This window comes from Peribacillus sp. P4_B1 (genome assembly GCF_056402395.1).
The window spans coordinates 19,910-46,007 of sequence record NZ_JBFUHM010000006.1; the positions used below are offsets into that span (position 1 = coordinate 19,910).

Below are 26,098 nucleotides of genomic sequence, written 5' to 3' on the forward strand. Positions count from 1 at the left end.
ATATGTAAGAAGCAATATATCATAAGGCTTAAGCCTTGGCTACTCGGCATTCATTTCAATCAACCTTACTATTTTAACACGATATGAAGGAAAGATGTAGAGGTGAATGGAACACTATAAAAGGATTTGTTCAGATAGCAAAACAAAAGACGCTTAATCAGCGCCCCTTACCCGAATTCTTATGATTATCGTTCATTATTTCATTGTTTTTCCAACTTACCTTGCTGTTTTCATCGCTTTTTGATTCCGTTTGTTTTTCCATCGTTTCTTTACTTCTTTGAATATGATGGGAGCAGCAAATATGAGGGCCCTTTTTAATAATTTCTTCATTTATCCATCAGTCCTTTCTTCCTTATCCTATACCCGATTATTTTAATTTCAACCATAAAGGCTTTTCCTTTTGGGACATGGCATTCCCGTCAAATTTCAAACCAGGAGAATTCTGCACGACAATACCGTTATACTTCCCTTTATATAACCTCCCTAATAGTATTTTTCCCAATTCACAATGTATAAATTACTTCCATTTGTTTTATCCTTTATAAAGGTGGGTATATACTAAAAAACTGGAAATTGCTCCAGAGGTTAGTGAGTTAATTTTTACTTTAGGCTTTCACACATTATCAAGCATCTTCGTATGATACTTTAACTTGAATGTGGATGCTTGATAATGTGTGAATTGATTTTCCCATCCAGGTAAAATCATCACCATTAATATTTTTTAACTTTTTAGGAGGATTCATAGAATGACAGTAACAGGTAAGGTAAAATGGTTCAATAGCGACAAAGGATTTGGATTTATCGAAGTACCAAATGAAGATGATGTATTCGTACATTTTTCCGCCATTCAGGGAGAGGGTTTCAAGAGCCTTGATGAAGGTCAAGAGGTTGAGTTCGAGATCGAAGAAGGAAACCGCGGACCTCAGGCTAAAAACGTCGTAAAACTTTAAAGTAAAGTAACACAAAAATAAGTCTTATGCATTGCAAAAGGATGCCGCCCGTAGTAGGGCGGCATCCTTTTATATTTTATTCCTTTCATTCACAGTGTACAGGCGGCATATCTTTGTTCACCTTGTCACTCATTCGTTAAAATGATCTAAAATAAAGCCGGGAACATGTTCGCCAGAAAAACTCTTGATATCCACATCTCTGCTATCTTTATAATAAAAGGCAGCTGAATACTCTCCGCCCCAATCGATTTGGGCATTATCAATGGCCAAATCGATTTCCGGAGACGTGTTAATTTTCATGCGATTCGGCTTTTGTTCAATCTGTTGTACAAGCTTACTTTCAGAATTCGAATTATAAATTTTCGGATCCGTCTTTGCAACCAGAATATAAGAGATATCATCAGCCATTAACCGCGCTTCTTCCGCTTGTCCGGAATTTTCCATCCATTTTGAAAACTGAGTATAAGAAGAGTCCCAATTCAGATAAATGATTTTATTATTATTCAAAAGAATGTCAATGGAAGCATATTCACCAAATGAGGATGTCATTTGGGTGAACGACTGATTATTCAGGTCCTCCGACAAAGCCTGCACTGCTTCGTCCAGCTGTTGACCATCTGTAATCGTTACTGATTTTTCCACTTGTCCGCTCGCCGTTATCTTGATTTTAGAAACGTCTTCAGCGGAAACATTCAATAACTCATTAACCGTTTTTTTATATTCACTCGATTCATAAATTTTCGCCAAAAGCGGAAGGTATAAGTCATAGTTTTGCAAATGATACTCCCTCGCTAACCGTCTTCCATTCTTGAGTTCATACATCAGAAATATGGATTTTCCATCATCCAATTCACCAATTGAAACTTTTTTTCCCTTTTCGATAATTTGCTGATGCAATAACCTGATCGCTTCTTTATTTTCCTTCTCTTTAAGATAAGTGGGTGCATGATCCAACGTGTCATCATCAAAAAATAAAGGAGCATCGCCAATATATATTTGGTTAATCATCTTTTCATCAGGAATCTTGGACATATATTGAATGGGGTCTATTTTTAAAATAAGCGCCAGAACAATAATAAACACTGTGAATGCTGTATAACCTTTCAGGTTGAGCCGTATTCGCCAAGTCTTTTGCAGGACGATTTCCCCTAAATAATATCCAAGCAAAGAACCAACGATATATCCGAAGAAAATCCAGCCTGGTTTGCCTGTCGTTCCGCTAAAATAAAGCCCTGTCAGCAGCATCATGCATAGAGTCAGTCCGAATTTAAATAATGGCTTTATCTTAGGGAAAACAAATGCCTGCGATACATGCTCCAGCTTCCTCCTCTCATATAGAAAAAGAGAACTAAGCAGAAAAAGAAGGGTCAATATACTGTAGATTAATATATCAACTGAGAAAAAAGTGATTTTTTCCATCTCCGTTGCAGCTAATAAGGGTGAAATGGCATTCATATTGGCACTAAGATAATAATCTGCAGAAAATCCTGCTATCAAAAACTTCACATTGGCTGCAAACAAGACAAACAATCCCACCGGCAAAGCTAGAAAAATATATGTCAGCAAGCCTTGCAAGGCCGATAATCCCGTCACCATTCCAATTAAAACGGCAACAGAAAAGATCAAAGCTTCCAAAATAAATGTAATCCCCATCCAGGACCAAATATCCGGAATGGTATAAAGCCTTTCTATGTCTATTGCAGAGTGGAATAATATCAAGATTGAGCCTGTAAGTAAAATAGGCAAAACTATGAAGCCCATTCCCGTCCCAATCATATGAAAAAAGATGTTTCGTCTAGTAATCGGTAAACTATGAATAAAATCGGAAGCTTGTTTCATCTGTAAAAACCGAAAGAGGAAGATGGCAAATAATACTGGAATAACGATGACCAAGACATATTGAATCATCTGCTGACTGGAAAAAAGGTTTTCGAACTCAACATATTCATTATTCTCATTCAAAATAATCGTTAACATTTCCAGTGGCAGTGCAAATATTAGGCCGACGAAGTATAGGAAGCCAATCCAGCCAGTGCTTCTGAAAATATAGATAATCAATTCTTGATTAAACCAGGTTATTCTGGATGACATAACCTATATCCCCCATTTCATAAATGAATATCTCCTCTAGAGTAAGGGGGAGAATATCGAATATTTCAGGCTGAAATTGATTAAAGTGCGATTTAATCACGGATTCTGCACCTTTAACAATGCAAACGATCACACTGCCGCGCCTTTCCTTGTTAAGAATTTGAATTCCACGGTATAAACCATGGGGGATTTTATGTTTAAAGGCAATTTGCACTTTATGTACATCTGCTTTTAAGTCGTCCAGATCCTTTTGGATAACAAGCTCTCCCTTATGCAATATCCCTACATGGTCAGCTAGATCTTCAATTTCCCGGAGATTATGAGACGATATTAATACCGTCATATCCCTTTCCGAGACATCCTGAATCAACAACTGTCTCACAATTTTACGCATGACCGGATCTAACCCATCAAACGGTTCATCTAGGATGAGAACTTCCGGCATCGTCGAGAGTGCTAGCCAAAAAGCAACCTGTCTCTGCATACCCTTTGATAGTTTATGTATTTTATATTGGAAAGGCATCGAGAAAACTTCCTGTAATTGGTAAAAACGTTCTTGATTCCAATCACTATAAATATGGCTATAAAAACCTGCCATTTGCATGATCGTATAGTTAGCCAGGAAATATGGCGTATCAGGGAGGAAGAAACAACGATTTTTCACTTCACGGTTTTCAAACACAAATGATCGATCAATAAAGACTTCACCGGAATCCTGTATCAGATTGCCTGAAAGCATTTTTAATAGAGTCGTTTTCCCCGCTCCATTGGAACCTAATAACCCGAAAATGGAGCCTTTTTGTATGACCAAGGTGACGTTCTTGATTGCTTCTTTTCCCTCATATAATTTACTCACCTGTTTTATTTCAATCATGAATCTCCCCCCTTTGCCAATGGACTGATTTCTTTTACTAATCTATAAATTTCATGTTTATCTATCCCGATATACAGAGCTTCAGCGAGAACCTTTGCAAGCTCATTTCTGATCTTTTCTTCATTAAATGAATTTTTCAAAGATTTAGGAGGTGCCACAAAATTCCCTTTTCCTGGTAAAGTATAAATATACCCGTCGAATTCAAGCTGCTTGTATGCTTTTTGGATTGTATTTGGATTGATGGTCAATTCCTGAGCCAATATTCGAATGGATGGGAGCTGATTATGTGCCTGTAAAACTTCATTGATCATTAGTTCCTTAAACTTATCCATCAATTGCTCATATATCGGCTTTCTGCTTTGTACATCCAACTCAAACATCATCAACCCTCCTTGAACATTGGGTGTATTACACCTTCTAATACAGTTCATTATAAAACAATTTCTTCCAATTTAAAACCAATTAATAACCAAAATTCAAGCAATGCACTCCTATAAACCCCCTTTATTTTGTTTAATAAGACTTAAAGGCGGGAACTAATGATAGTAAGAATATACAAAGGAGTTGTTTTTATTGAAACCATTATATACAGCTACTGTTACCGTACACGGCGGTCGTGAAGGACATGTTAAGTCAGAGGATGGAATTCTGGATTTTGATGTGAGGTCACCTAAGGAATTGGGTGGTTCCGGTGAAAGAGCTACAAACCCTGAACAATTATTTGCAGCCGGTTATGCTGCGTGTTTTGACAGTGCCTTGAATCTTGTTCTGCAAAAAGAAAAGCAAAAAGTCGATACTTCCGTGACGGCAAATGTCACGATCGGTAAAGATGAGGAAGACGGTGGCTTTAAATTGGCTGTAAGGTTGGATGTTTCAATTCCTGACTTAAGCAGAGCAGAAGCCGAAGACTTTGTCAAAAAAGCCCACATGACCTGCCCCTATTCAAAAGCAACTCGTGGGAACATTGATGTCACCTTGATTTTGGTATAAAGATTAGGAAGGGAATGGGCCTTGCTCCATTCCCTTTTCCTTATTTCACTTCTTCCAAACCCTTCATTTTCAAAAGAAAGCCCAGACCAATTACCGCCATGATAATCAGTGACCCTAATGCCATCCGGCTCGCCAATGTACCGAGGTCATGGAAAACCAACGTAATCGTTCCATATAAAAGCGGACCGATTATTGAAGATACTTTTCCAGAGAATGCAAATAGCCCAAAAAATTGGCCCCTCTTCTCATCCGGGGTCAATTCAATTATATATGTCCGTGATGTAACCCACATCGACCCCAGCGAAATGCCGAACATACTTCCTGCAATCCAGAACCAAAGAGCGGTTTGGGCAAAGACCGCAATAAATAAAGCGACCAAGAGCAGAATTCCCACATATGTCACAGCTATCCGCGATCCCTTCGACTGTGTGATGTATCCAAACAGAAACGATCCGGCAATACTCGATACTGTCGATACCAAGTAAAGCAAAATGAACCCGCTTGAAGAAAATCCGACAACAGTCTTGGCATATACGGCCATCATGCCAATAGTGGTCGCAATTGCATCGTTTAAAAAGAAATAAGCAATCATGAATGTAAAAACGGATCGATAGGATTGCATCTCTTTGAATGTTGATTTAATTTCCTTATAACCGGATAAAAAAGGTTGTTTGGCTTTTTGCTGTTTTGGGGTCTCTTTTAAAAAAAAGAATAAGGGAAGCGAAAAAACCAGAAATAAAATGGACGTAGGCATAAAGGCTTCATGTGAACTCCCTTTACTTATGAATGGATAGATCGACAATCCCACTAACGTTCCAAGGTAGCCTACCGCCACTCCAAAGCCTGATATAAGCGGCAATTGCTTTTTCGTGCCTAGATCACTCATCATCGTATCATAGAAAACAAGACTTGAATGATAGAAAAACTTAGCGATTACAAATAAAAGAATGACGATCGCTAAGGAAATTGGGATGCCAAGAAACTTTCCATCGAATGAAATCCCTCCAAAAATCCCCATTAAAAATGTACTTGCAACAGAAATGAGTGTGAAAATCATAATGTATTTTTTCATTTTTCCCGTTCTATCGATCATGACCCCGAACAGCGGGGAAAACAAAACAAGAAACAAACTGGCAATCGCATTTGCGTAGGAGATGAAGGTACTGGCAATCTGATCTAGGACAGCATTTTCCCCTATCTGTTCCTGGAGGAAAAATGGAAAGAAAATCGTATTGATATTAGAAGAAAAAATCGTATTGGCAAAATCGTATAAGGCCCATGAAATAATGGGCAGGGAAAAAAATAAACCAAAATTCCCCTTCCACTTTTTAGACTTCGGTTTCACCTGCAATTCCATCAGCTTTCCCCCTTTATTGATACTTAAATTATAAGTATTCCATGCCTTTCCAATAAATCCTCTTAAGTCTGGATTGTGTTAAATATGTTTTTTTCCTATTTAACAAATAAAATTATGAAATGAAGCTGTCAAATTGCAAATTTCTTTTATTTTATTTAAGTTAAGGTAAAGGATAACGAAGATTTTTATTATTAATGTGTCTAAAAGGAGTGTGAACGGTGATTGCATTTTTACTTATTATCTCGGTTACCATACTTGTACTTGTTTTGTTCGTCCTCTACTCTAAAAGAACAAAGAGTGAATTCCCTGGGAACTTCATTATGCAGCATTCCCCCCTTAAGATAGGACATCGCGGTGCATCTGGATATTGCCCCGAGAATACAATGGCATCTTTTAATAAAGCAATTGAATTGGGAGCTGATTTCCTGGAAGTGGATATTCATCTTAGTAAAGATGGTGTAATTGTGGTTCATCATGATCCCACACTGGATCGAACCACAAGCGGCAAAGGAAACCTCCGTGATTACACGGCGGCCGAATTAAAGGAATTGGATGCAGGGAGCTGGTATCATGCTCGTTATAAAAACGAAAGGATCCCCTTACTTAGTGAGGTATTGGAGAATTTCGGGTCTGAAGTTGGAATCTTAATCGAAATAAAACATCCATCTTCTTATCCTGGCATTGAAAAGAAACTTGCTGAAGAATTAGGAAAGATCCAAGAATATTCATCAGGGAATAATAGGGTTATGGTTCATTCGTTCGATTTGGAATCCATGAAAAGGTTTCATCAGCTAATGCCGGACATACAAGTGGGCGTTTTGATAAAACGGCGAATTAATGACCAAAAATTAAAAGAGATTGCAGAGTTTGCATCATTTTTGAATCCAAAGCAAACGATTATGAGTCCTAAGCTGCAAATGCGCATCCAGGAGCACGGGATGAAAGTGTATACATGGACCGTCAACAATAAAAAACAAATACACATGTTCAAAAAGATGAAGTTAGATGGTATCATCTCCGATTTTCCTGATTATTTTTTGGATTGAAACTTTGAATGAATTAAAAAATAAAGGCTGTTTTCACATACTTTGTTGCTATTTACCAGGTAGTGAGTTGTGGTTGATTTCCCTCCAGATGCTCGCTTTCCTTGGTGCGGGCGGTGAGCCTCCTCGGCGTAAACGCCTGTGGGGTCTCACCTGTCCCGCTGCTCTCGCAGGAGTCTCGCACTTCCGCTCCAATCAACCTTAAATAGTTTCGTTTTAAAAACAACAATCTTTACGAAAAGAGCCTAAATAAAAAACCAATCCCTCATACGGATTGGTTTTTTAAAACATTGAAATGATGGTATTTCATGCGCGTCCGTTCCATAATAGGCCCATCGCTGGTGGCTTCGTCTCCATCTTTTACCTGCCACGGAGTTTTCGGTACCGTTATTTTGGTCGATTGTATCGGTCGGTTTATACTTCTTCACCTCATATTTGAACTTCCTTTTATCCATATGTAGACGAATGTCCATTTGTGCAATCTCGCTCGAATTACATTCACGATCTGGATTCTGCAAGACGTTTAATGTCAAATTAATATTCCAGAAAATATTCCCTGTGTATTTTTTGAAAATAACCCTATATTTTTTAGCTTTCATGCACTAAAATTTGATATAGTGTTCTTAATGATTTAAACTCATTAAATCAAGATAGTCATTCCTGGCCCCTAAATCAACGTGGAGGCCAGCTTGAACTAAATTTTTTTATCTTAGAAAAAACGAGGGATTCCTATGTGGGAATTATTATTAGAATTCGATTATCAGACCGTTCGTCATGCGGTATGGGCAGGTTACTTATTGACCTTTGTCTTTCCACTGGCTGCGTTTTACTTCTTAAATAAAAAGCAATCGCTTTTGAATGATAAACATCAAGCTTCGATTCACTCAGATAAAGGTAAATCCCCTGTTCAAGCATGCAGCATTTTTGACTGGCGGGGTGCACAGCGCTTTTTCACATTTATCCGGCAAAAGCAAAAGGATTCACTCGATGATTCAGATGAACCAAGCCTCCTTATTGTTGTTTAACCACTTACAATTCGAGGAGGAATTATTTTGAAGAAGAAAAGCATGTTACTAATTACCGTCCTATTTTTAGCTACGACCCTTTTGACAGGATGCTCTGCAGCAACGAGCGGCCCATTTCATACAGCATTGGTTAACCCCATGACAAAAATGCTTGAATTCAATGCTGATATATTTAATGGTAACTATGGTTTAAGTATCATTATGATGACATTTCTCATCCGTCTAGTCTTGCTTCCACTGACTGCCAAGCAATATAAAACACAGCTCAGCATGAAAACGAAGATGAATGGGCTGAAACCAGAAATGGCAGCAATCCAACAGAAAATTAAAGAGACTAAGGATCCAGTTAAACAAAAGGCCCTGCAACAGGAAATGATGCAGCTATACCAAAAGCACGGAGTCAATCCGCTAAATATGGGCTGTCTGCCGCTTTTAATCCAAATGCCGATTCTAATGGGCTTTTATTATGCGATTCAAGGTTCCCATGAAATTGCGACCCATAATTTCCTTTGGTTCAGCCTTGGCCAGCCGAATATTGCCATGGCGATTATCGCTGGTGTCATCTATTATTTCCAATCAGTCATTTCCATGAGACAAATGCCGGAAGAACAGCAGAAACAAATGAAGGTGATGAGCCTGCTCTCACCAGTGATGATTTTATTCATTTCTTTCTCCGCTCCTGCAGCATTGCCACTGTATTGGTCAATCGGAGGTTTATTCATGATTGTTCAGTCCATCGTGCTGCAACGAGTTTATAAAAAAGATCATGCCAATGTGCCTGCGAAGAATGAAACGGTTATGAAAAAAAGCTAATCCAAATTGGATTAGCTTTTTTTTCGTTCAAGGACTTTCCATTCACTGACATGTCTCGAGTAAAGATTGCCGTCTATATAACAAATTGTAAACAAGACATTTTGAACCTTTATTACCATTTTTATTTTTGAAATAAAAAAGAGTCCTTTTGACACCCGTAGAATAGCATGTTTTTTTTATATTCCTTCCGTTCTCTTTTCAAACCAGAGGTATTTCCCCTTATTTTTCCATACACACTCTTCCTACAATGTGTTCATTTTCACGAAATAGCATTTTTAATTCCAAAATATGACATTTTTCTCATATGTTTATTGGTTATCATTAACATGGTTCTACATAGTGGCCAATTATTTAGAAAGGAGGAGAAATTGGGTATAGGCTGGTCGCTTTTTGTTCTTTGAAAATGGAATAGGGGGAAAAAACTTGCAAAACAAACGAAAATGGTTAGGTTTATTATTCACGATCATGCTTATTGGATCGATCATTCTGCCGACAAGCTCCATCACAGCAGCATCTAATAAACTTCATACTTCCGCTAAAGATGAATTATCGGGAAAGAATCAAAAGAAAGTTGCCTCTAAAGTACTTAAACAGTTTGAAAAAAAAGAAAAGGTAACCTTTCTCGTTAAATTCAAAGAACAAGTGGACACCAAGGACGTATCCTCAAAAGCTGCAAAAATAGCAAAATCACAAAAATTATCTGCAAATAATTCAAAGTTACTTAAACGATCAAGTGTAGTCTCTGAGCTTCGTGCTACTGCTCTTGAAACACAAGTCAATATTAAGAACTACTTAAAAAAGCAAGAAAAAGCCGGTAATGCAAAGGATTTTCAATCTTTTTATATTGTTAATGCGATTGCTGTTACTGCTACAAAAGATGTCATGAAGCAAATCGCCCTCTTTCCCGAAGTGGAAAGAATCATGCCAAATGAAAAGAGGCAGCTCATTCAGCCGGCAAGCAAAACTGCAACTTCAAAAGCCAGCAATAAACGGGCCGGTACTGCAGGAATTGAATGGAATATCGAAAAAATCGGAGCACCTGCTGTCTGGAATATGGGCATTGATGGTGCGGGTACGGTTATCGCTTCTATCGATACAGGAGTTCAGTGGAACCATCCAGCACTGAGAACAAAGTATCGCGGGTATAATCCTGCCAATCCAGACGTGCCAAACAATGAATATAATTGGTTTGATGCAGTTAGCGGACAAGCCGCTCCCTATGATGACTTGGGTCATGGAACACATACAATCGGTACAATGGTAGGTTCTGAACCAAATGGTGCAAATCAAATCGGGGTTGCCCCAGGTGCCACATTCATTTCCGTTAAAGCGTTTTCTGAAGATGGCGGGTCAGACATAGATTTATTAGAGGCAGGAGAATGGGTTATCGCTCCGAAAGATGCTTCTGGAAATCCCCATCCTGAGAAAGCACCTGATGTTGTCAATAACTCTTGGGGGGGCGGAGCAGGTCTCGATGAGTGGTACCGTCCAATGGTACAAGCCTGGAAAGCTGCAGAGATATTCCCGGAATTTTCTGCAGGAAACACTACATTATCAAATCCTGGCGGTGCTGGTTCAGTAGCGAATCCAGCGAACTATCCAGAGGCATTTGCCACTGGAGCAACCGACCTAAACAATAAGGTCGGCAGTTTTTCCTTACGCGGACCATCACCCTACGGAGAAATTAAACCGGATATTTCTGCACCAGGCGTCAACATTCGTTCTGCCGTTCCTGGCGGTGCATATGAAGGCGGATGGAACGGGACATCTATGGCAGGTCCTCACATTTCAGCGGTCGCTGCTCTATTAAGACAAGCAAATGCCAGCTTAACAGTTGACCAACTTGAGGAAATTTTACTAACAACTGCTACTCCATTGACAGACAATAATTATCCAGTAACGCCCAACCATGCCTATGGCTATGGCCTTGTAAATGCATTTGATGCAGTTTCGTCAGTTGTAAGCGGACTTGGGAAAATTGAAGGAAAAGTAACCAAGTCTGGAGATGACTCAGAAGCAGCTGTCATTTCGCATCAAGCACCAGAAAAGTCGTATAAAAAAATGAATCTATCGCTTCAGGCTGAAGTGTCTGATAATGTAAGTGTCACTTCCGTTACCCTTATCTATCAAAAAGCCGATGGAACTTGGGCTGAAATCAAAGGTCAAAAATCGGACGGTGACCATAAATCGGGAACGTTTGAGGCTACTATTCCGGGTTCGGACTTGACGGAAGATACCATCGTTTATAAATGGACCGCTACAGACTTCGGTGGTTCAGAGACAGCTACAGATGATTATACCATCGATCTTTTGCCTGGAATTGGATTAGGTTATACAGAGGATTTCGAAGAGAAACCAACTGGATGGGGCTCATTTGGAACGAATAATGACTGGGATTGGGGCGTTCCGTCAAGCGGACCAGGTTCTGCATCTTCCGGTCAAAAGGTTTATGCAACAAATCTTGCTGGAAACTATTCCAATGGTGCCAACATGAGTCTGCAAATGCCTCCAATCGATGTTCCAGAAGGGACAAGCTATTTACAATTTAAACATTGGTACGAACTTGAAAAGAATTATGATTTCGCCCATTTATTTATCTCTAAGGATGGAACGAACTGGGTTCAAGCAGCTCGTTTTAACGATAAATCAAATAGTTGGATTGATGGAGAAGTAAACCTTAGCCAATATGCTGGAGAACGAATCTATATTGCCTTTAATGTAACATCTGATGGTTCAGTCCAAAAACCTGGCTGGTATATTGATGATGTTAAATTGGCTGATACCGCCCTTCAACCGTCTGCAAAAGCTAAAACAGGATTAGGTATTAACAAGTCTGACTCTTCCGTTTCAGCCAAACCGAAAGTTGATCCTGATAAAATTAAGCCCATTGCAGAAAAAGTGAGTGACCCTGAAAAAGCTCAGCCTGCTCCATTACTTCTTCCATTGCAGGCTCAGGTCAGTGTTTTAGAAACAGGTAGATCTGTGTATACAAACCCACAAGATGGTTCCTACCAACTAACACATGCATCAGGTTCATACACTTTGCAAGCAGAAACTTATGGGTATCTATCGCAAACAGCAAGAGTCAACGTAGAACAGGATGACATAACAACTGCGAACTTTATACTTCAAGAAATTCCTAAAGGTACAATCAACGGTACAATCACCAACAAAATTTCTGGTGAACCAGTTTCTGGCGCTACAGTATACCTTCTTGAAGATGCTGCCATTAAACCGGTAACCACAGATTCAAAGGGTGAATACTCCTTAACTGCTTATGAAGGTAAATACACCTTGAAAGTCGTGGCTCCTTCTTATTACGGCAATGAAGCATCAGTAACGATTTCGGACGGTAATAACTCCACGAAAGATATTGAACTGAAACCGTTCATCGGGTACCCAGATGAGATTAAGTATGACGACGGAACAGCAGAAAATGCCCGTGCCTATAATGCGGCAGGAAACAGCTGGGCAGTAAAGATGTCGCTAGCTTCGGGAAATAAAACGGCAAATGTAACCGGCGCTCTCTTACGCTTCTGGGATACCACATGGCCTGTTCCGGGCGGGACTGAATTCCAAGTTTCTGTATATGATGCTTCAGGAACAGACGGATCGCCAGGTAAAAAAATCGCAGGTCCTTTCAATAAGACTGCGTTGCGTGACGGTCAATGGACACATGTTGATCTGAGCGAGCATGGAATCATGGTTGAGGGTGATTTCTTTATTGTTTATACCCAATCAAAGGCCAATCCGAATGCTCCAGGATTAGGTACAGATGAAGATGGACCTAATGCAGGACGAAGCTGGCAGGGTGTCGGTGGTTCATGGTCGCAATCACCAACTGAGGAAGGAAACTACATGATTCGTGCCACTGTCAATTACGAAGTGAAGGAACCTGTAATTACCTCTCCTAAAGACAATGCGTATTCGAATCAAAAAGAAGTAACAGTTGAAGGTATATCCGCACCTACAACAAAGGTAGATATTTTTAACAAAGGTGAGAAAGTAGCAAGTACTGATTCAACTGAAGCAGGAACCTTCACTGTTCCAGTCACATTAGGGAATGGTGAAAATACTTTGACAGCAAAAGCTCGAACTAGTCAAGGTTCTACTGAGGCCTCTCCATCTGTAAAAGTGATATTGGATACGGCTAAACCGGAACTTGCGATTGCTGCACCTGTAGACGGTTCCAAAACCAACCGTGAATCGGTAATCGTTACAGGTGCGATTTCGGATGAAAATCTTAATAATGTCAAAGTAAATGGTCAGAAAGCTACTGTGAAAGACAACACCTTCTCCTATCGACTTATGTTGAATGAAGGTATCAATAACATTAAGGTAGTCGCACTGGACAAGGCAGGCAATAAAAGCACTAAATCCGTCTCGATCGATGCAAAGTATATCGCCCCGGAAATAACTGATTTATTGCCGAAAGAGGATAAGACCTTGAAAAGTGGCGAATCGGTCAAAATCGAATTTGACAGTGAACCCGGACTAACAACCAGTTTCTCGATACTGATGCCTTTGACAAATGCAAGGAGCATCGCAAATGCAACTGAATTGCCGATGAAAGAAACATCTTCAGGACATTACGTTGGCTACTATACTGCAACAGCGAATGTAAAGGCACCTGGTGCCGTCGTGGAAGTAAAAGCTGCAGATGGTCATGGAAATATCACAACACAAAAGGCGACTGGCATCCTATGGATTAACGCTAATAAATAAGTGCAAAGGCCATGCTTCCCATTCATGAAAATGGGAAGCATGGCTTTCCGATGTTATCGTGGTACTGAAAATTAGCTTTTGATATCATTTTGATTCAGATTATTAGAAAGTGCATTTCGCCCTGCGTAATGCACTTTCTTTTATTTTTTTGGCAATGGATTTGTTGCAACTTTTTCGAAAAACCGCTCTACATATTCAAAATCGGTGTAGAAGAACAATAATAGATCACCAGGTTGTGATGTTTCCCAAGCTTTTACGAATGCGTCCAATTCATTAAGAACGATAAATGCCTGATCTTTATGTAACCCTGCTTCTACCGCAGCTTCCTTTAGCAGCCTCGCTACTTCGAGAGGCTCCCTTCCCCGCAAATCATCGTCTTCTTTAATGATGAACAGATCAGAATTCATTGCCGCCACCTTGGATAGTCTGATGAGCTCTTCATCAATACGGTCTCCCGGTCCTGCCAAAACAGTGATAAGACGATTTTTGTTATAGGCACTGACCGTTTCGAATATGGCCTTTAATCCTGCTTCATTATGGGCATAGTCGATGATGATCGTTCGCTCATTCAACTTTTTTAAATTGAAACGCCCTTTGGACAAATTCGTATCAGGCATAAACGTGACAGCCTTCCTTCTTAGTTCTTCCATGGAAATACCTTGGGTTTGGGCTGCGGCTAACGCCTGAAGTAAATTGGCGATATTATGACGTGCATTGCCGGAAATCGTTATTGGAATCATCGAGCAATCCATAAACTGAGAAATGACACCATCTGATGAATGGCAAATCATACCTTGTTCATTGACAAACCAAACTTTACATCCACCCTTAATGGCGGCCTTCACCTGAGGCTGGGTGGCATCTGTAGAAGTAAAAATCACTTCCCCATCTGTAAAAGCTTCCATGGCAGCTACATTCGGATCATCTGCATTCAGCACACAATAGCCTGTTTTTTGAACGATTTCGGCTACCAGCCTCTTTAATTTTATGAGATCATCCAATGTTTCAATTCCATCACGGCCGAGGTGATCCTCACTAACATTTGTAATGATGCCAACATCACACTGACGAAATGCCAGACCTTCACGCAGAATCCCGCCCCGTGCCGTTTCTAATACAGCTACATCAACTTCATGATGTGCCAATACCATTTTTGCACTGACCGGACCACTGCAGTCACCTTGATCCAATACCTTATCGCCGATATATACTCCATCGGAATTCGTCATTCCTACCTTCGTATTTTCATTTGAAAGAAAATAATGAACCAATCGGGTCGTTGTCGTTTTTCCATTTGTTCCGGTCACCGCGATGATCGGTATCGCCGCCTCTTCCCGTGTCGGAAATAAATAATCGATAATGGCTTTGCCTACATCCCTTTTTTTCCCTTCACTCGGATAGTGATGCATTCGAATTCCCGGTGCAGCGTTCACCTCGATTATCGCAGTCTGTGAATGTTCGATTGATTTTGAGATATCCTCACAGATCAAGTCTATTCCGGCTATATCCAAACCGATTGCTTTTGCGGCAGCACGTGCCATATTCTTAATGGTTGGATGGACCTGGTCCGTTACATCTATTGCCTTTCCACCAGTCGAAAGATTTGCATTGCCGACAACTTGAACCACTTCTCCTTGATTCGGAATTGTATCCAGTGTCCGGTTCGATTTTTCCAAATAACACGTCACGGTATGTGTAAGGGGGATTTTTGACATCGGTTTTTCATGACCTTCTCCACGCAATGCATTACGATTTTCCTTTTCTATCAACTTGCGTATCGTTTCCTTACCATTTCCAATAACATAGGGAGGAAGCCTTAAACTAGCGGCTATTAATTCTCCATTTACTATCAATATCCTGTAATCATGTCCTTCAATATGTCGTTCGACAATGTACTTCTCCACATGCGACTCCAAACAATTGACTACATTGAATAGTTCATCCTTATTTTTAATATGGGTGATGACACCCTCTCCCTGTCTACCATTATACGGTTTTATAACCAGTGGAAAACCCAGCTTGTCCGCTGTGGTAAAGATTTCTTCAATGGAATGGGCAATATCCCCTTCAGGTACAGAAAGGCCACACCCTTTTAATATAGATTTGGTCAATGATTTATCACATGAATTCTCCACGGCAATATTCGAAGTCTGGCTAGAAATTGTCGCCTGGACATACTTTTGCCTTGAACCGGTTCCTATACGTAGTAAACTCTCATCACCCATTCGCTCGACAGGGATATCTTTTGCCTGCGCAGCCTTAAAAATGGCTTCTGTACTAGGCCCCAGTTTATTTTTATAATATAGCTGCTCTATTTGTTTTACATAAAATTGTACATTTATATGGTTTTCACCATTAAGGATGGCTTCCACGATATCTTTTGCTGCTAAAAAAGCTTGAAGGCCTGACTGAGGCTCCTTATAGTCGAAGGTTACATAATAATGACCCTTCTTTTCCATCATTACCGTTTTACCCCGAATGGCATCAATTCCAGCTAAGTTTTGAAGCTCAATCGTCATATGCTCTAAAATATGTCCCATCCATGTACCTTTTCTAAGCCTTTCAGCAAAACCGCCTCGATACCCTTTTGAACATGTATGGCTTCCCAGGTTCGGGAGCGTCCTCAATAATTTTTCATTGAATCCAGGAATCGAATCAGATGGTTTCTCTTCCAATTCCCCTATATCCAATTCAATGCAAATCGTTGGTGTATAAGCAAAATAATTAGGTCCTTTTAAATAACGGACTCGATTGATAATCATGGTTGGATCCCCTTTTTCATCAACAATTTCCTGGTAAGCAGGTCAAAGCGGTATCCCCTGGTAAGTGCATGAAGATTAAATCCCGAGAGAGTCAACTCTTCACTGCCATTATCGGAAGATGTGATATTGATATAATCACTGTTGCTGCCATCAAGAACTAATACTTGATGTTGGCCAAATACTTCAAAATATCCTTCTTTAACTAAAATTGCTGTATTTTCATCAATGCCAATACCCATAATTTCTTTATTCCCTGCTATCGCACTTAACAGACGGTCAAAGCGGCCACGCTGGGAAAAATGTTGGTCAATTATCAGGTCGTCAAGGAAGCCGAAACCTATCCCAATCTCTACCTTTAACTTATTATCATTCAGCATCGTGTCAGCAGCAACGATCATATGCTTACCTAAAATGGAGGCGCCAGCACTTGTCCCTGCTATCACCATTCCTTTATGCCAGGCATTAGAAAGGGCATGATGGAATGGTGATTTTCCAATCCGCTCAGATAACCGGCTTTGGTTTCCTCCAGTAATGAAGATGGCAGAAAAGGATATCAGCTGTTTACAAATCTCCGGATCGTCTGCATCCTGCCTTGAATCCAGTTTGATCACTTCCACCCTGTCCACGCCTAAATCCCTGAAAATCTTGATATACTCGGTACTCACTTCCTCAGGAATTTCACTCGCTGTAGGCAATATTCCTATTCCGCCATCTGAACGGTTTGCAAGCTCGACAAATTTATTTAATACTTCACCTTCAAGGCACTTATCCTCTGCCCCGCCAATGATAAGTAATTCACCACAATTCATTCCTCATACTCACCTTTACAAATGGATTAAGAATCATTAAGTTGCTCTATACAGAACACATAATGACTAGTATGGCAACTTGTCTAAGTCTTCATTCATAAAAATGGCAAACAGCAGAATTTTGTTTAACTTAATGAAAAGAGAGGAAAAGTAATAGAGTAAAAAATAAAAGGAGTGTGCAAAGATGAGCCAAAACCAATTAAAAGAAAAAGTATTGAACATCATCGGTGATCATAAAATAGGAGTTTTATCATCTGTAGAAAATAACAAACCACATTCACGCTATATGACATTTTTTAATGAAGAATTAACTTTATACACGCCAACGAATGCAAATACGGAAAAAATTGATGAAATTGAAAAGAATCCAAATGTTCATATCCTGATTGGTTATGAAAATGAAGGATTAGGCGATTCTTACTTAGAAATCTCAGGTACCTCGAAAATTAACGCTTCAAAGGAATTAAAAGATAAATTATGGAATGAGTCATTTGAAAATTGGTTTGACAGTCCAAACGATCCAAATTATTTAATCCTTCAAATTAAGCCTGAAAGCATCCGGTTGATGAACAACAATGGTCAACCTCCACAAGAGTTAACATTATAAAAAATTATTATTTGGCATTCACGAGTAAATGCGCGAAATTCACGAGTAAATGTGCGAAACTCACGAGTAAATGCGTGAAATTCACGAGTAAATGTGCGAAATTCACGATTAAATGCGTGAAATTCACGAGTAAATGTGCGAAATTCACGATTAAATGCGTGAAATTCACGAGTAAATGCGCGAAATTCACGAGTAAATGCGCGAAATTCATGAGTAAATGGCGAAATTCACGAGTAAATGCGCGAAACTCACGAGTAAATGCGTGAAATTCACGAGTAAATGCGTGAAATTCACGAGTATATGACCGAAACTCACATAAAATAAAACTATCGCTATAAAAGCCAGTTTAAAACCCGCACTCATATGACTTGAGTGCGGGCTTTTTTCACGATTACACCAACTCTGATTGTATATAATGCAAAATCAGATTGGCTGTATGCTTTAATGAGGAGATATGTGTTCTCTCGAAGGCATGGGAAGCATCAATCCCCGGTCCGATTAGACCATGCACGACATCATACCCTGCCCGGATCGCAGCGGAAGCGTCCGATCCATAATACGGATAAATATCGACACGGTAGTCGACAGCATTCCCTTGGGCAAGTGTGACAAGATGCTGACGCAATTTATAATGATAAGGGCCTGAGGAGTCTTTAGCACAAATGGAAACGCTGTATTCATCCGTCGATTGTCCATCACCGATCGCACCCATATCGACGGCTAAATATTCGACTGTTTTCTCTGGGATATTGGAATTACCGCCATAGCCGATTTCTTCATTGTTGGAAATCAGGAAATGGGTCGTATATGCCAATTTTACCTTTCCTGCGGAAATGAGGTCAATGATATGAAGGAGGATGCCAACGCTAGCTTTATCATCCAAATGCCTTGATTTCAAAAAGCCTGCATCTGTCATTTCCACTCTCGGTTCAAAGGAGACAAAATCTCCAACTGAAATGCCAATGGCCTCCGTTTCCGCCTTGGTTTTCACGACTGCATCGATACGGACTTCAATTGTCTCATCATCACGCTTGGCATCCCCGGCATTTTTATATACATGGACAGAGGTCTGATTGATTAAAATGGTCCCGGTGATAATTGCCCCATCAGCCGTATGGATTTTACAATACTCCCCTTCCACTGAATTCCATCGGAAACCACCGATCATCGTCAATTTAAGGCGGCCATTTGACTTAATTTCCTTTACCATGGCCCCTAGTGTATCGACATGGGCAGTCAGCAAACGATGTTTGCCATCATCTTCTCCTTTTAATGAAGCAAGTAATGCTCCTTTATTCGTGATCTTGTAAGGGACCTGCCTCCGTTCCATGAATTCGGCCGCATATTTAATGACTTGCTCCGTATAGCCGGAGGGACTGGGTATTGATACTAACTCTTTTATGTAAGATACGATTTTCTTTTCTTCGATAATGCTCATAAATATCTCTCCTTTCCTTTTTTTCATTATATCTTTTCATGCCAACTTTTAACATATAAAGGACCGCCAAATGGCGGTCCTTATATCGATTTAACTCATGTGGGCCAGAATAGGCAAGATGGCCATGACTAATGTGGTAATTCCATATATCGCTAAATTCTCCATATTCACTCTTCTTTTCCATTTAGCGCGCCATACTTTATATCTGCTCATATCTTCGTTTCTCATGAAAAAACCTCCTCCATAATGAAAGTTCAACTTACTTCAACTTTCTTTGCTTGTCGGACATTTTCTTTCATAAATTCCAAGAAGGTCATTCTCATTCCGTCTAGGAAAGGCAACAATGTCTGCAATGATTTCCTGAGGTTTCAGTAAACGGCCAACCGATTCAGTAAACAATATTTCTAACTCTCTCTTTGTTCATTAGGATATCTCACTAACATAAATACCACCCTTCCAATTACTTACTATATAACCTTAATCCACACCCTTGAAACGCAAAAAAATCGGCCGCCCATAAAGGCAGCCGATTGGATTCATACAATTTTTTATTTAGTGACACCGACATTGAACCATTTATATTGTCGCTCCGCTAGGTAATCATATCCCGTAACGCGTTCATTCACTCCCGCCAATTGATAACGGAATAATGTCGGAATGACTGGAACCTCTTCATGGATCAATTCTTGCCACTCATTATATGTGTCGATCCGATATTGATCATCGAAAGCTTCCTCTGAAATCCCTTTAGCAAGAAGCTCATCATTTTTATCATTCACCCAGCGGGTATAGTTAAATTCTGCAGATCTAGACCATAAGCCTGATGGATCCGGATCGGAAGCTACTCCCCATGCAGCTTGGTAAATATCAACTTTGTCATTATCCTTTTTCAAAAGGTCATAGAATGAATTGAACTCATGAAGCCTTCCATCCTGCAATTCAACGTCCAATCCCACTTGTTCCCATTGTTGGATATAATACCTTGCTAGAGGCTCAGAAACATCGGATCCACTCATGGAAGCAAAGTTGATCTTGAACTCTTTTCCATCCGCATCTTCACGAATGCCATCCTTATTCGTATCTACAAATCCTGCTTCATCCAAAAGTTTTTTCGCTTTTTCAGGATCATATTCATATGGTTTTACATCTTTATTGTTATATTTAAAGTTCGGTGTAATGACCGAGTTGGCAGGGAAGCGAAGGCCCTTGAACATCTTTTCGCCAACTTCTTCATTATTGATGGCATAGGCCATTGCCTGACGAAGGCGCTTGTCTTTGAATTTTGGATTCTCATCCATAACATTTTCTTCTTTTTCCTTATCATAATAACCGAAATTGAAACCAATATAGGAATAAGCCAATTCAACTTTGCCCAATAATTCGACATTATCCAATTCCTTGGCCTGCTCATAATGCTCAGCCAGGACCTCAGCTACATCAAGGTCACCATTTTCAAGGGATTTAACGACAACAGACGGATTCACGACTTTCAATGTCACGCTGTCCAATTTAGGAGCACCGCGCCAGTAATCCTTATTCGCTTCGAATTCAACCGCTTCCCCTTGAACGATCTTCTTCACTTTAAATGGTCCAAAACCAATCGGGTTTTTACGGATTTTATCAGAAGATTCCAACTTCGCAATTGGTACATCTTTTAAGTATTCTTTATGAAGCGGATATGTCCATAAACCAGTCGTGACGGATGGATTCCCTTTCTTGAAAGTGAAAGTGATTTTCTTTCCGTCCACTTTAATGCCTGAAATGCTATCGGCTTTCCCTTCATGATACTCTTCCATCCCCTCAATTAAAGCCATCTGTTCATCATAGCGTACACCTTTGTAATCTTTGCTTCCCATGACGAGATACGCATATTCTAAATCGGCACCAGTCACCGGTTTCCCATCTTGCCAATTTACATTATCCTTAATCGTAAGTGTAACCGTTTTATGATCGTCTGAAATCTCATAGGAAGCGGCACCTTCATTCGTGAAAACATAGTTTTCGTCTGTATCCAACAAATCTTCATCAAAGAATGTGATAACTTGGTTATCGGGTTCGCCTTGATAGAAAACTTTGTTTAATATCCCTTCAAACGGGGTATTGGATACCAATCCATATGTCAAATGACCGCCTTCAATAGGCTCTCCTTGGTTAGTCGTCTTTGTCGGGAATTTAGAGGTATCAACCTGCTCGACATCTTTTCCTTTTTTCTCTTTCGTTGATGACTTCTCCGTATCATCCGAACATGCAGCAAGCAGTAGAGACGAAATGGCCAATGCACTTAATACCTTACTGTAGCTTTTGATTTTCATATCCTACACTCCCCTTTTTATCCTCTTCTTTGTCTTGCATCGGCGGCGCGTTTTAACGCTTGACCAACGAAATTTATACTCAGCATCAACACTAAAATCATGAGTGATGCGGGTACCCATATCCACCACTTGTTTTCCAGAACATCTGGATTTTGAGCATAACTGATAAGCGTCCCGAGACTCGGTGTGCTCTCCGGAAGACCGAATCCTAAGAAAGTCAAACTGGATTCTAGGCCAATATTGCCTGCAAGATTCAAAATGAAATTTACGATAATCAGTGAACTGACATTAGGCAGAAGCTGAAACAAGATGATTTTCCAATGTGGCGTCCCGAGTGTTTGTGAGGCGTGGATATAGTCCAGCTCACGCTCTGACAAAGCTTTTGAACGAATTAGCCGTGCCTTTCCTGTCCATAAAAACATCGTCATGATCAATATGAAAACATACACATTGAATACTGGTACAATCGTGACTACAACGATGATGAACATCAATTGAGGTAGGGCAATCACGAAATCTATAACACGCATGATCACATTATCGGTTGCGCCGCCAAAGTAACCAGCAAGAAGCCCTAATGATAAACCGATGATTGCCGTGAATAAGGTAATGAACAAACTGATGGTAAATGAGTTTCTCGTACCGATGATCAATTGTCCGAATACATCCCGGCCACCATAATCGGTACCGAGCCAATAGTCTGAAGATGGTTCCAGATAAATGGAGAGGAAATCGACCTTGGCAATTTCCTTGGCATCCATGAAGAAAGCCGCACCATAAACAAACAGCAAAATAGCTGCTAATATAATCAATGAGCCCATGGCAAGTTTATCCTTTTTAATTTCCTGCCAGATGATTTTGATTCCTGAAGGGCTTACATCTTTCACTTGTATGTTCTTTCCGGTTTCTACTTTCATTTCCATACGACTCACCCCGCCCCTATTCTATCCGTATGCGCGGATCGACCGCACTAAGTATGATGTCCGAAAGAAGGGTGCCAAGCAGAGTGGCAAATCCCGTCATCATGACGATGGCCGTCACTACACTGAAATCCCGCAGACTGACTGAGCTAAGGAAAAGCTGCCCAAGTCCCGGATAACTGAAAATGGTCTCGATTATGACCGCGCCGCCGATCAATCCAGTAATTTCATAACCTAAGAATGCTGCTATCGGTAAAAAGGAATTTCTAAGGATATGACGTGAATATACTTTTGATTCAGGCACTCCCTTTGAACGCGCAGTCCTGACGAAATCCTTGATTTTATTATCGATGATTTCATTTCGTAAATATTGGATCGTACTTGTAGTTGCAATTAATGCTGTACTTAAAGCTGGTAATATCAAATGATTGATCTTACTTACAACATAGGCGAATGTGCCTTCATCCACTTTTGAATCGACACTGCCGCCGGATGGGAACCAATCCAAGGCGAATCCGAAAATGAATAACATGATTAACGCAAAGATGAATATCGGTGTGCCAAACCCTGCATAACTATAACCCGTAACGGTTTTATCCACCCACGTATCGTTATACCTTCCGCTAAGTATGCCTAATGGAATCGCAAGCATATATGTAAAGATCAGAGTGACCAACGCCAGGAACACCGTGTTCCAAAGCCTGTCTTCGATAACATCCATAACGGGCGTTTTATGTGTATAGGAAATACCGAAATCCCCCTGTACAGCATTGGATGCCCACCTTAAATATTGTTGATACCAAGGATCATTCAGACCCAATTCTTCCCTGATCCTATCGAGCTCGGCTGGATTGGCCCTGGGGTTGATTTCCTGGCCTGATAAGGCATCTCCCGGCATGGCTTTGGCCATCATGAAAACGATGATACTCAATAAAAAGAGCTGCGGGATCATACCTAATAAACGTCTGAGGATAAACTTCCACATATTCTTTCCACCTCCTTATTGTAATGCGACTCTATGTGTTGCCGAGATTGGCTTCAAATCGTAAGCACGTCCATTCTCATCGAAATATTTCGAGTAGGTTGACTCATATTCTGAAGTGAGTTTTTTTCTAAGCCGCACTTTATCCTCACGAACTTCTGGCTCTAAATCCGGAATGGCGGCAATCAGGCGTTTCGTATAAATATGTTGGGGATTTTCATAGATTTCCTCACTTTTACCTTCCTCTACCAATCTACCTCGGTACATAACACCCATCCGGTCACACATATGCCGGATTACGCCTAAATCATGCCCGACAAATAAATAAGTCAAATTGAACTCCTGTTGAAGATCCTGAAGGAAATTCAAAACTTGTGCCTGAACGGAAACATCCAGGGCTGATACCGGTTCATCAGCAATGATCAGCTTAGGCTTCAATGTCAATGATCTGGCTATTCCAATCCGCTGGCGCTGGCCCCCTGAAAATTCATGAGGATACTTGTGAATCGATTCAGGACTAAGCCCGACTTTGTCCAAGAAGTCCTGGACGATTTTCTTTTCCTCCGCTGGTGATAACCGTTCGAAGTTCCTCAGCGGTTCGGCAATGATGTCCAGCACCCTCTTCTTGGGATTCAATGATGAATACGGGTCTTGGAAAATCATTTGGATATCTTTTCTAAATGGTTTAATCTCTTTTCTACTTAATGATGCTAAATCCCTGCCTTCAAACAGGATTTGTCCGGATGTCACATCATTCAGCTTAACCACTGCCTTGCCTGTCGTGGACTTGCCGCTACCGGATTCTCCTACCAAACCATATGTCTCCCCTTGCTGCAGTTCAAAGGAAACACCGTCCACAGCCTTTACGTGATCGACCACCCTTCGGAAAAAACCGCCCCTTATTGGAAAATGCACTTTTAAATTATCTACTTTGAGTAATGTCATGTGTCGATGCATCTCCTTCAGCTTGAAAATAAAATTCCTTATAGCAGGTACATCGTACAAAATGATTGTTGCCCACATCGTGAAGTCGGGGCGCCTCTTCATGCGCATGTTTTGGTATCCAAGGGATTCTATCCTGGAAACGGCAACCTATCCTATCCATTTTCGCTATCGATGGGACGATTCCCTCAATAACGTGCAAACGGTTTTTCTCATTTGTAGCCGAAGGAATCGAATTTAATAACGACCTCGTATATGGATGCAGCGGATTATTGAATATCTCTTTAACAAATCCCGTTTCCACTACCTGTCCGGCATACATGACAACGATTCTGTCAGCGACCTCTGCAACGACGCTCAGATCATGTGTAATTAAGATGATCCCCATTTTTGTCCTGCTTTGGATATCTTTCAGCAAATCAAGTATTTGCGCTTGAATCGTAACATCCAGTGCCGTCGTGGGTTCATCGGCAATGACCAGTGCAGGGTTGCAAGCAATGGCAATCGAAATCATCGCCCTTTGCCGCATTCCACCCGAGAGCTCATGTGGATATTGCTTGTACGTCCGTTCAGGATAAGGAATTCCGACTTGTGTCAAAAGCTCTATTGTCCTGTTCTTTTTTTCATCCCTGGAAAGTTCAGTATGGTAATCAAGATTCTCCTCGATCTGTTTTCCAATGGTCATGAGCGGGTTCAAAGCCGTTAAAGGTTCCTGGAATATCATGCCCATTTCCTTACCACGGACTTTATTCATTTGCATATCATTCAACTTTAGTAGATTTTGGCCTTTATAATTTATGGTTCCTTCGGATTTCGTTCTCTGCTTATTATGTAATTGCATGATAGATAAGGCCAATGCACTCTTTCCACAACCTGATTCACCAACAACTGCAACAATTTCATTTTCATTCACCGTAAATGAAACATCATCCACCGCTGCATGATATTTGTTACGGATTCGAAATGAGGTAGTTAGGTTCTCTATTTGCAAAATAGCTTTCTTCATCCTTGATCCCCCTAAACTATTTTATCGAGAAAATAACTAATCTTCTGATAATTATTTAAAATTTTAATCAATTTTTTACATTTATACAATAGTTTTCATCCAAAATAATCACATTTTTTTCATATTTTATAACTACAGGAATATTTTTCTGCAATAAAAAATCATTTTCTTTATGACTGTTATACAGTAAAGTTATGAAGCCTGGTTATTTGAGCAGAACGATTATTAAAAAAATTATTATCTTTAAATAACTATCGATAAGTTTATATCTATTTATTGAGCATATCGATTTACATACCTTAATATGATTTAGAATAAAAATATTTTAATATTTCAGAAAAGTTAGTTTAATTGTAAGGATATCATAAAATAGGTAATTATTTCATATATATTTCGATACTTTCGAAAAAACAACTAAATTTATTAAATGTAATGAAACCTTTTTAAAACAG

Annotated in this window: 24 protein-coding genes; 7 read left to right on the forward strand and 17 right to left on the reverse strand. The window is 40.0% G+C overall.

Annotated features, from left to right (window positions below; translation table 11 throughout):
* Window positions 1–746: 746 nt before the first annotated feature.
* Entirely contained in the window at window positions 747–950 is a 204-nt protein-coding gene (locus tag AC1DVK_RS04780) for a cold-shock protein (RefSeq protein ID WP_061462203.1), read from the forward strand.
* 129 nt (window positions 951–1,079) lie between these two features.
* On the opposite strand, the gene AC1DVK_RS04785 is transcribed toward AC1DVK_RS04780, so the two are convergent.
* Genes AC1DVK_RS04785 through AC1DVK_RS04795 form a run of 3 tightly spaced genes read right to left on the reverse strand, consistent with a single transcriptional unit; the run spans window position 1,080 to window position 4,295 of the window.
* Complete coding sequence (locus tag AC1DVK_RS04785; RefSeq protein ID WP_477625963.1) at window positions 1,080–3,041, reverse strand: DUF6449 domain-containing protein; 1,962 nt, start codon at window positions 3,039–3,041, stop codon at window positions 1,080–1,082.
* On the reverse strand, window positions 3,016–3,915 hold the full coding sequence (locus tag AC1DVK_RS04790; RefSeq protein ID WP_410860807.1) for an ABC transporter ATP-binding protein: 900 nt from the start codon (window positions 3,913–3,915) through the stop codon (window positions 3,016–3,018). Before AC1DVK_RS04790 ends, AC1DVK_RS04785 begins: the two co-directional genes overlap by 26 nt.
* Window positions 3,912–4,295, reverse strand: coding sequence for a GntR family transcriptional regulator (locus tag AC1DVK_RS04795; RefSeq protein ID WP_410860805.1), 384 nt, complete (start codon window positions 4,293–4,295; stop codon window positions 3,912–3,914). Before AC1DVK_RS04795 ends, AC1DVK_RS04790 begins: the two co-directional genes overlap by 4 nt.
* Window positions 4,296–4,488: 193 nt before the next feature.
* Between AC1DVK_RS04795 and AC1DVK_RS04800 the strand changes: the two genes are divergently transcribed.
* Window positions 4,489–4,905 (forward strand): organic hydroperoxide resistance protein, encoded by a 417-nt coding sequence (locus AC1DVK_RS04800; RefSeq protein ID WP_089364142.1) that lies wholly within the window; start codon window positions 4,489–4,491, stop codon window positions 4,903–4,905.
* Window positions 4,906–4,945: 40 nt separating this feature from the next.
* Here the strand turns inward: AC1DVK_RS04800 and AC1DVK_RS04805 are convergent, their stop codons facing one another.
* On the reverse strand, window positions 4,946–6,262 hold the full coding sequence (locus tag AC1DVK_RS04805; RefSeq protein WP_176432002.1) for an MFS transporter: 1,317 nt from the start codon (window positions 6,260–6,262) through the stop codon (window positions 4,946–4,948).
* A 218-nt stretch (window positions 6,263–6,480) separates the two neighbouring features.
* Between AC1DVK_RS04805 and AC1DVK_RS04810 the strand changes: the two genes are divergently transcribed.
* Window positions 6,481–7,308, forward strand: a complete 828-nt coding sequence (locus AC1DVK_RS04810) for a glycerophosphodiester phosphodiesterase (RefSeq protein ID WP_089364143.1) — start codon at window positions 6,481–6,483, stop codon at window positions 7,306–7,308.
* Window positions 7,309–7,360: 52 nt separating this feature from the next.
* On the opposite strand, the gene AC1DVK_RS04815 is transcribed toward AC1DVK_RS04810, so the two are convergent.
* Both AC1DVK_RS04815 and AC1DVK_RS04820 read right to left on the reverse strand, forming a co-directional pair.
* The gene (locus AC1DVK_RS04815; RefSeq protein ID WP_477625964.1) at window positions 7,361–7,531 is read right to left on the reverse strand and encodes a hypothetical protein; all 171 of its coding nucleotides are present in this window, start codon (window positions 7,529–7,531) and stop codon (window positions 7,361–7,363) included.
* A 19-nt stretch (window positions 7,532–7,550) separates the two neighbouring features.
* Complete coding sequence (locus tag AC1DVK_RS04820; protein WP_141133682.1) at window positions 7,551–7,838, reverse strand: hypothetical protein; 288 nt, start codon at window positions 7,836–7,838, stop codon at window positions 7,551–7,553.
* Window positions 7,839–8,036: 198 nt separating this feature from the next.
* Here AC1DVK_RS04820 and AC1DVK_RS04825 point away from each other — a divergent pair, with 198 nt between their 5' ends.
* From AC1DVK_RS04825 to AC1DVK_RS04835, 3 genes are all read left to right on the forward strand, one after another.
* Complete coding sequence (locus AC1DVK_RS04825; protein ID WP_089364146.1) at window positions 8,037–8,330, forward strand: hypothetical protein; 294 nt, start codon at window positions 8,037–8,039, stop codon at window positions 8,328–8,330.
* Between the two features lie 27 nt (window positions 8,331–8,357).
* Entirely contained in the window at window positions 8,358–9,143 is a 786-nt protein-coding gene (yidC, locus tag AC1DVK_RS04830) for a membrane protein insertase YidC (protein ID WP_284471386.1), read from the forward strand.
* 465 nt (window positions 9,144–9,608) lie between these two features.
* The gene (locus tag AC1DVK_RS04835; protein ID WP_477626005.1) at window positions 9,609–13,868 is read left to right on the forward strand and encodes a S8 family serine peptidase; all 4,260 of its coding nucleotides are present in this window, start codon (window positions 9,609–9,611) and stop codon (window positions 13,866–13,868) included.
* A gap of 140 nt (window positions 13,869–14,008) precedes the next feature.
* Here the strand turns inward: AC1DVK_RS04835 and cphA are convergent, their stop codons facing one another.
* On the reverse strand, window positions 14,009–16,630 hold the full coding sequence (cphA, locus tag AC1DVK_RS04840; RefSeq protein WP_477625965.1) for a cyanophycin synthetase: 2,622 nt from the start codon (window positions 16,628–16,630) through the stop codon (window positions 14,009–14,011).
* Window positions 16,627–17,439: a cyanophycinase gene (locus tag AC1DVK_RS04845; protein ID WP_477625966.1), complete on the reverse strand. Its 813-nt coding sequence runs from the start codon at window positions 17,437–17,439 to the stop codon at window positions 16,627–16,629. Before AC1DVK_RS04845 ends, cphA begins: the two co-directional genes overlap by 4 nt.
* A 184-nt stretch (window positions 17,440–17,623) precedes the next feature.
* On the opposite strand from AC1DVK_RS04845, the gene AC1DVK_RS04850 reads away from it, so the two are divergent.
* Window positions 17,624–18,046 (forward strand): pyridoxamine 5'-phosphate oxidase family protein, encoded by a 423-nt coding sequence (locus tag AC1DVK_RS04850; protein ID WP_477625967.1) that lies wholly within the window; start codon window positions 17,624–17,626, stop codon window positions 18,044–18,046.
* Window positions 18,047–18,053: 7 nt separating this feature from the next.
* On the opposite strand, the gene AC1DVK_RS04855 is transcribed toward AC1DVK_RS04850, so the two are convergent.
* From AC1DVK_RS04855 to AC1DVK_RS04895, 9 genes are all read right to left on the reverse strand, one after another.
* The gene (locus AC1DVK_RS04855) at window positions 18,054–18,257 is read right to left on the reverse strand and encodes a hypothetical protein (protein WP_477625968.1); all 204 of its coding nucleotides are present in this window, start codon (window positions 18,255–18,257) and stop codon (window positions 18,054–18,056) included.
* A gap of 180 nt (window positions 18,258–18,437) precedes the next feature.
* Window positions 18,438–19,484 carry a M42 family metallopeptidase gene (locus AC1DVK_RS04860; RefSeq protein ID WP_477625969.1) on the reverse strand — a complete coding sequence of 349 codons (1,047 nt, stop codon included), beginning with the start codon at window positions 19,482–19,484 and terminating at the stop codon, window positions 18,438–18,440.
* 90 nt (window positions 19,485–19,574) lie between these two features.
* The gene (locus tag AC1DVK_RS04865; RefSeq protein WP_155727262.1) at window positions 19,575–19,712 is read right to left on the reverse strand and encodes a hypothetical protein; all 138 of its coding nucleotides are present in this window, start codon (window positions 19,710–19,712) and stop codon (window positions 19,575–19,577) included.
* A gap of 36 nt (window positions 19,713–19,748) precedes the next feature.
* Window positions 19,749–19,883, reverse strand: coding sequence for a hypothetical protein (locus AC1DVK_RS04870; RefSeq protein ID WP_286141056.1), 135 nt, complete (start codon window positions 19,881–19,883; stop codon window positions 19,749–19,751).
* A 149-nt stretch (window positions 19,884–20,032) separates the two neighbouring features.
* Window positions 20,033–21,796 carry an oligopeptide ABC transporter substrate-binding protein gene (gene opp4A / locus AC1DVK_RS04875; RefSeq protein WP_477625970.1) on the reverse strand — a complete coding sequence of 588 codons (1,764 nt, stop codon included), beginning with the start codon at window positions 21,794–21,796 and terminating at the stop codon, window positions 20,033–20,035.
* Between the two features lie 17 nt (window positions 21,797–21,813).
* Complete coding sequence (locus AC1DVK_RS04880) at window positions 21,814–22,713, reverse strand: ABC transporter permease (RefSeq protein ID WP_061466008.1); 900 nt, start codon at window positions 22,711–22,713, stop codon at window positions 21,814–21,816.
* A gap of 22 nt (window positions 22,714–22,735) precedes the next feature.
* Entirely contained in the window at window positions 22,736–23,701 is a 966-nt protein-coding gene (gene opp4B, locus AC1DVK_RS04885) for an oligopeptide ABC transporter permease (RefSeq protein ID WP_061462190.1), read from the reverse strand.
* A gap of 15 nt (window positions 23,702–23,716) precedes the next feature.
* Complete coding sequence (locus tag AC1DVK_RS04890) at window positions 23,717–24,643, reverse strand: ABC transporter ATP-binding protein (protein ID WP_061462189.1); 927 nt, start codon at window positions 24,641–24,643, stop codon at window positions 23,717–23,719.
* Window positions 24,621–25,646 (reverse strand): ABC transporter ATP-binding protein, encoded by a 1,026-nt coding sequence (locus AC1DVK_RS04895; protein WP_410860796.1) that lies wholly within the window; start codon window positions 25,644–25,646, stop codon window positions 24,621–24,623. The genes AC1DVK_RS04890 and AC1DVK_RS04895 overlap by 23 nt, the downstream gene beginning before the upstream one ends.
* Window positions 25,647–26,098 lie beyond the last annotated feature (452 nt).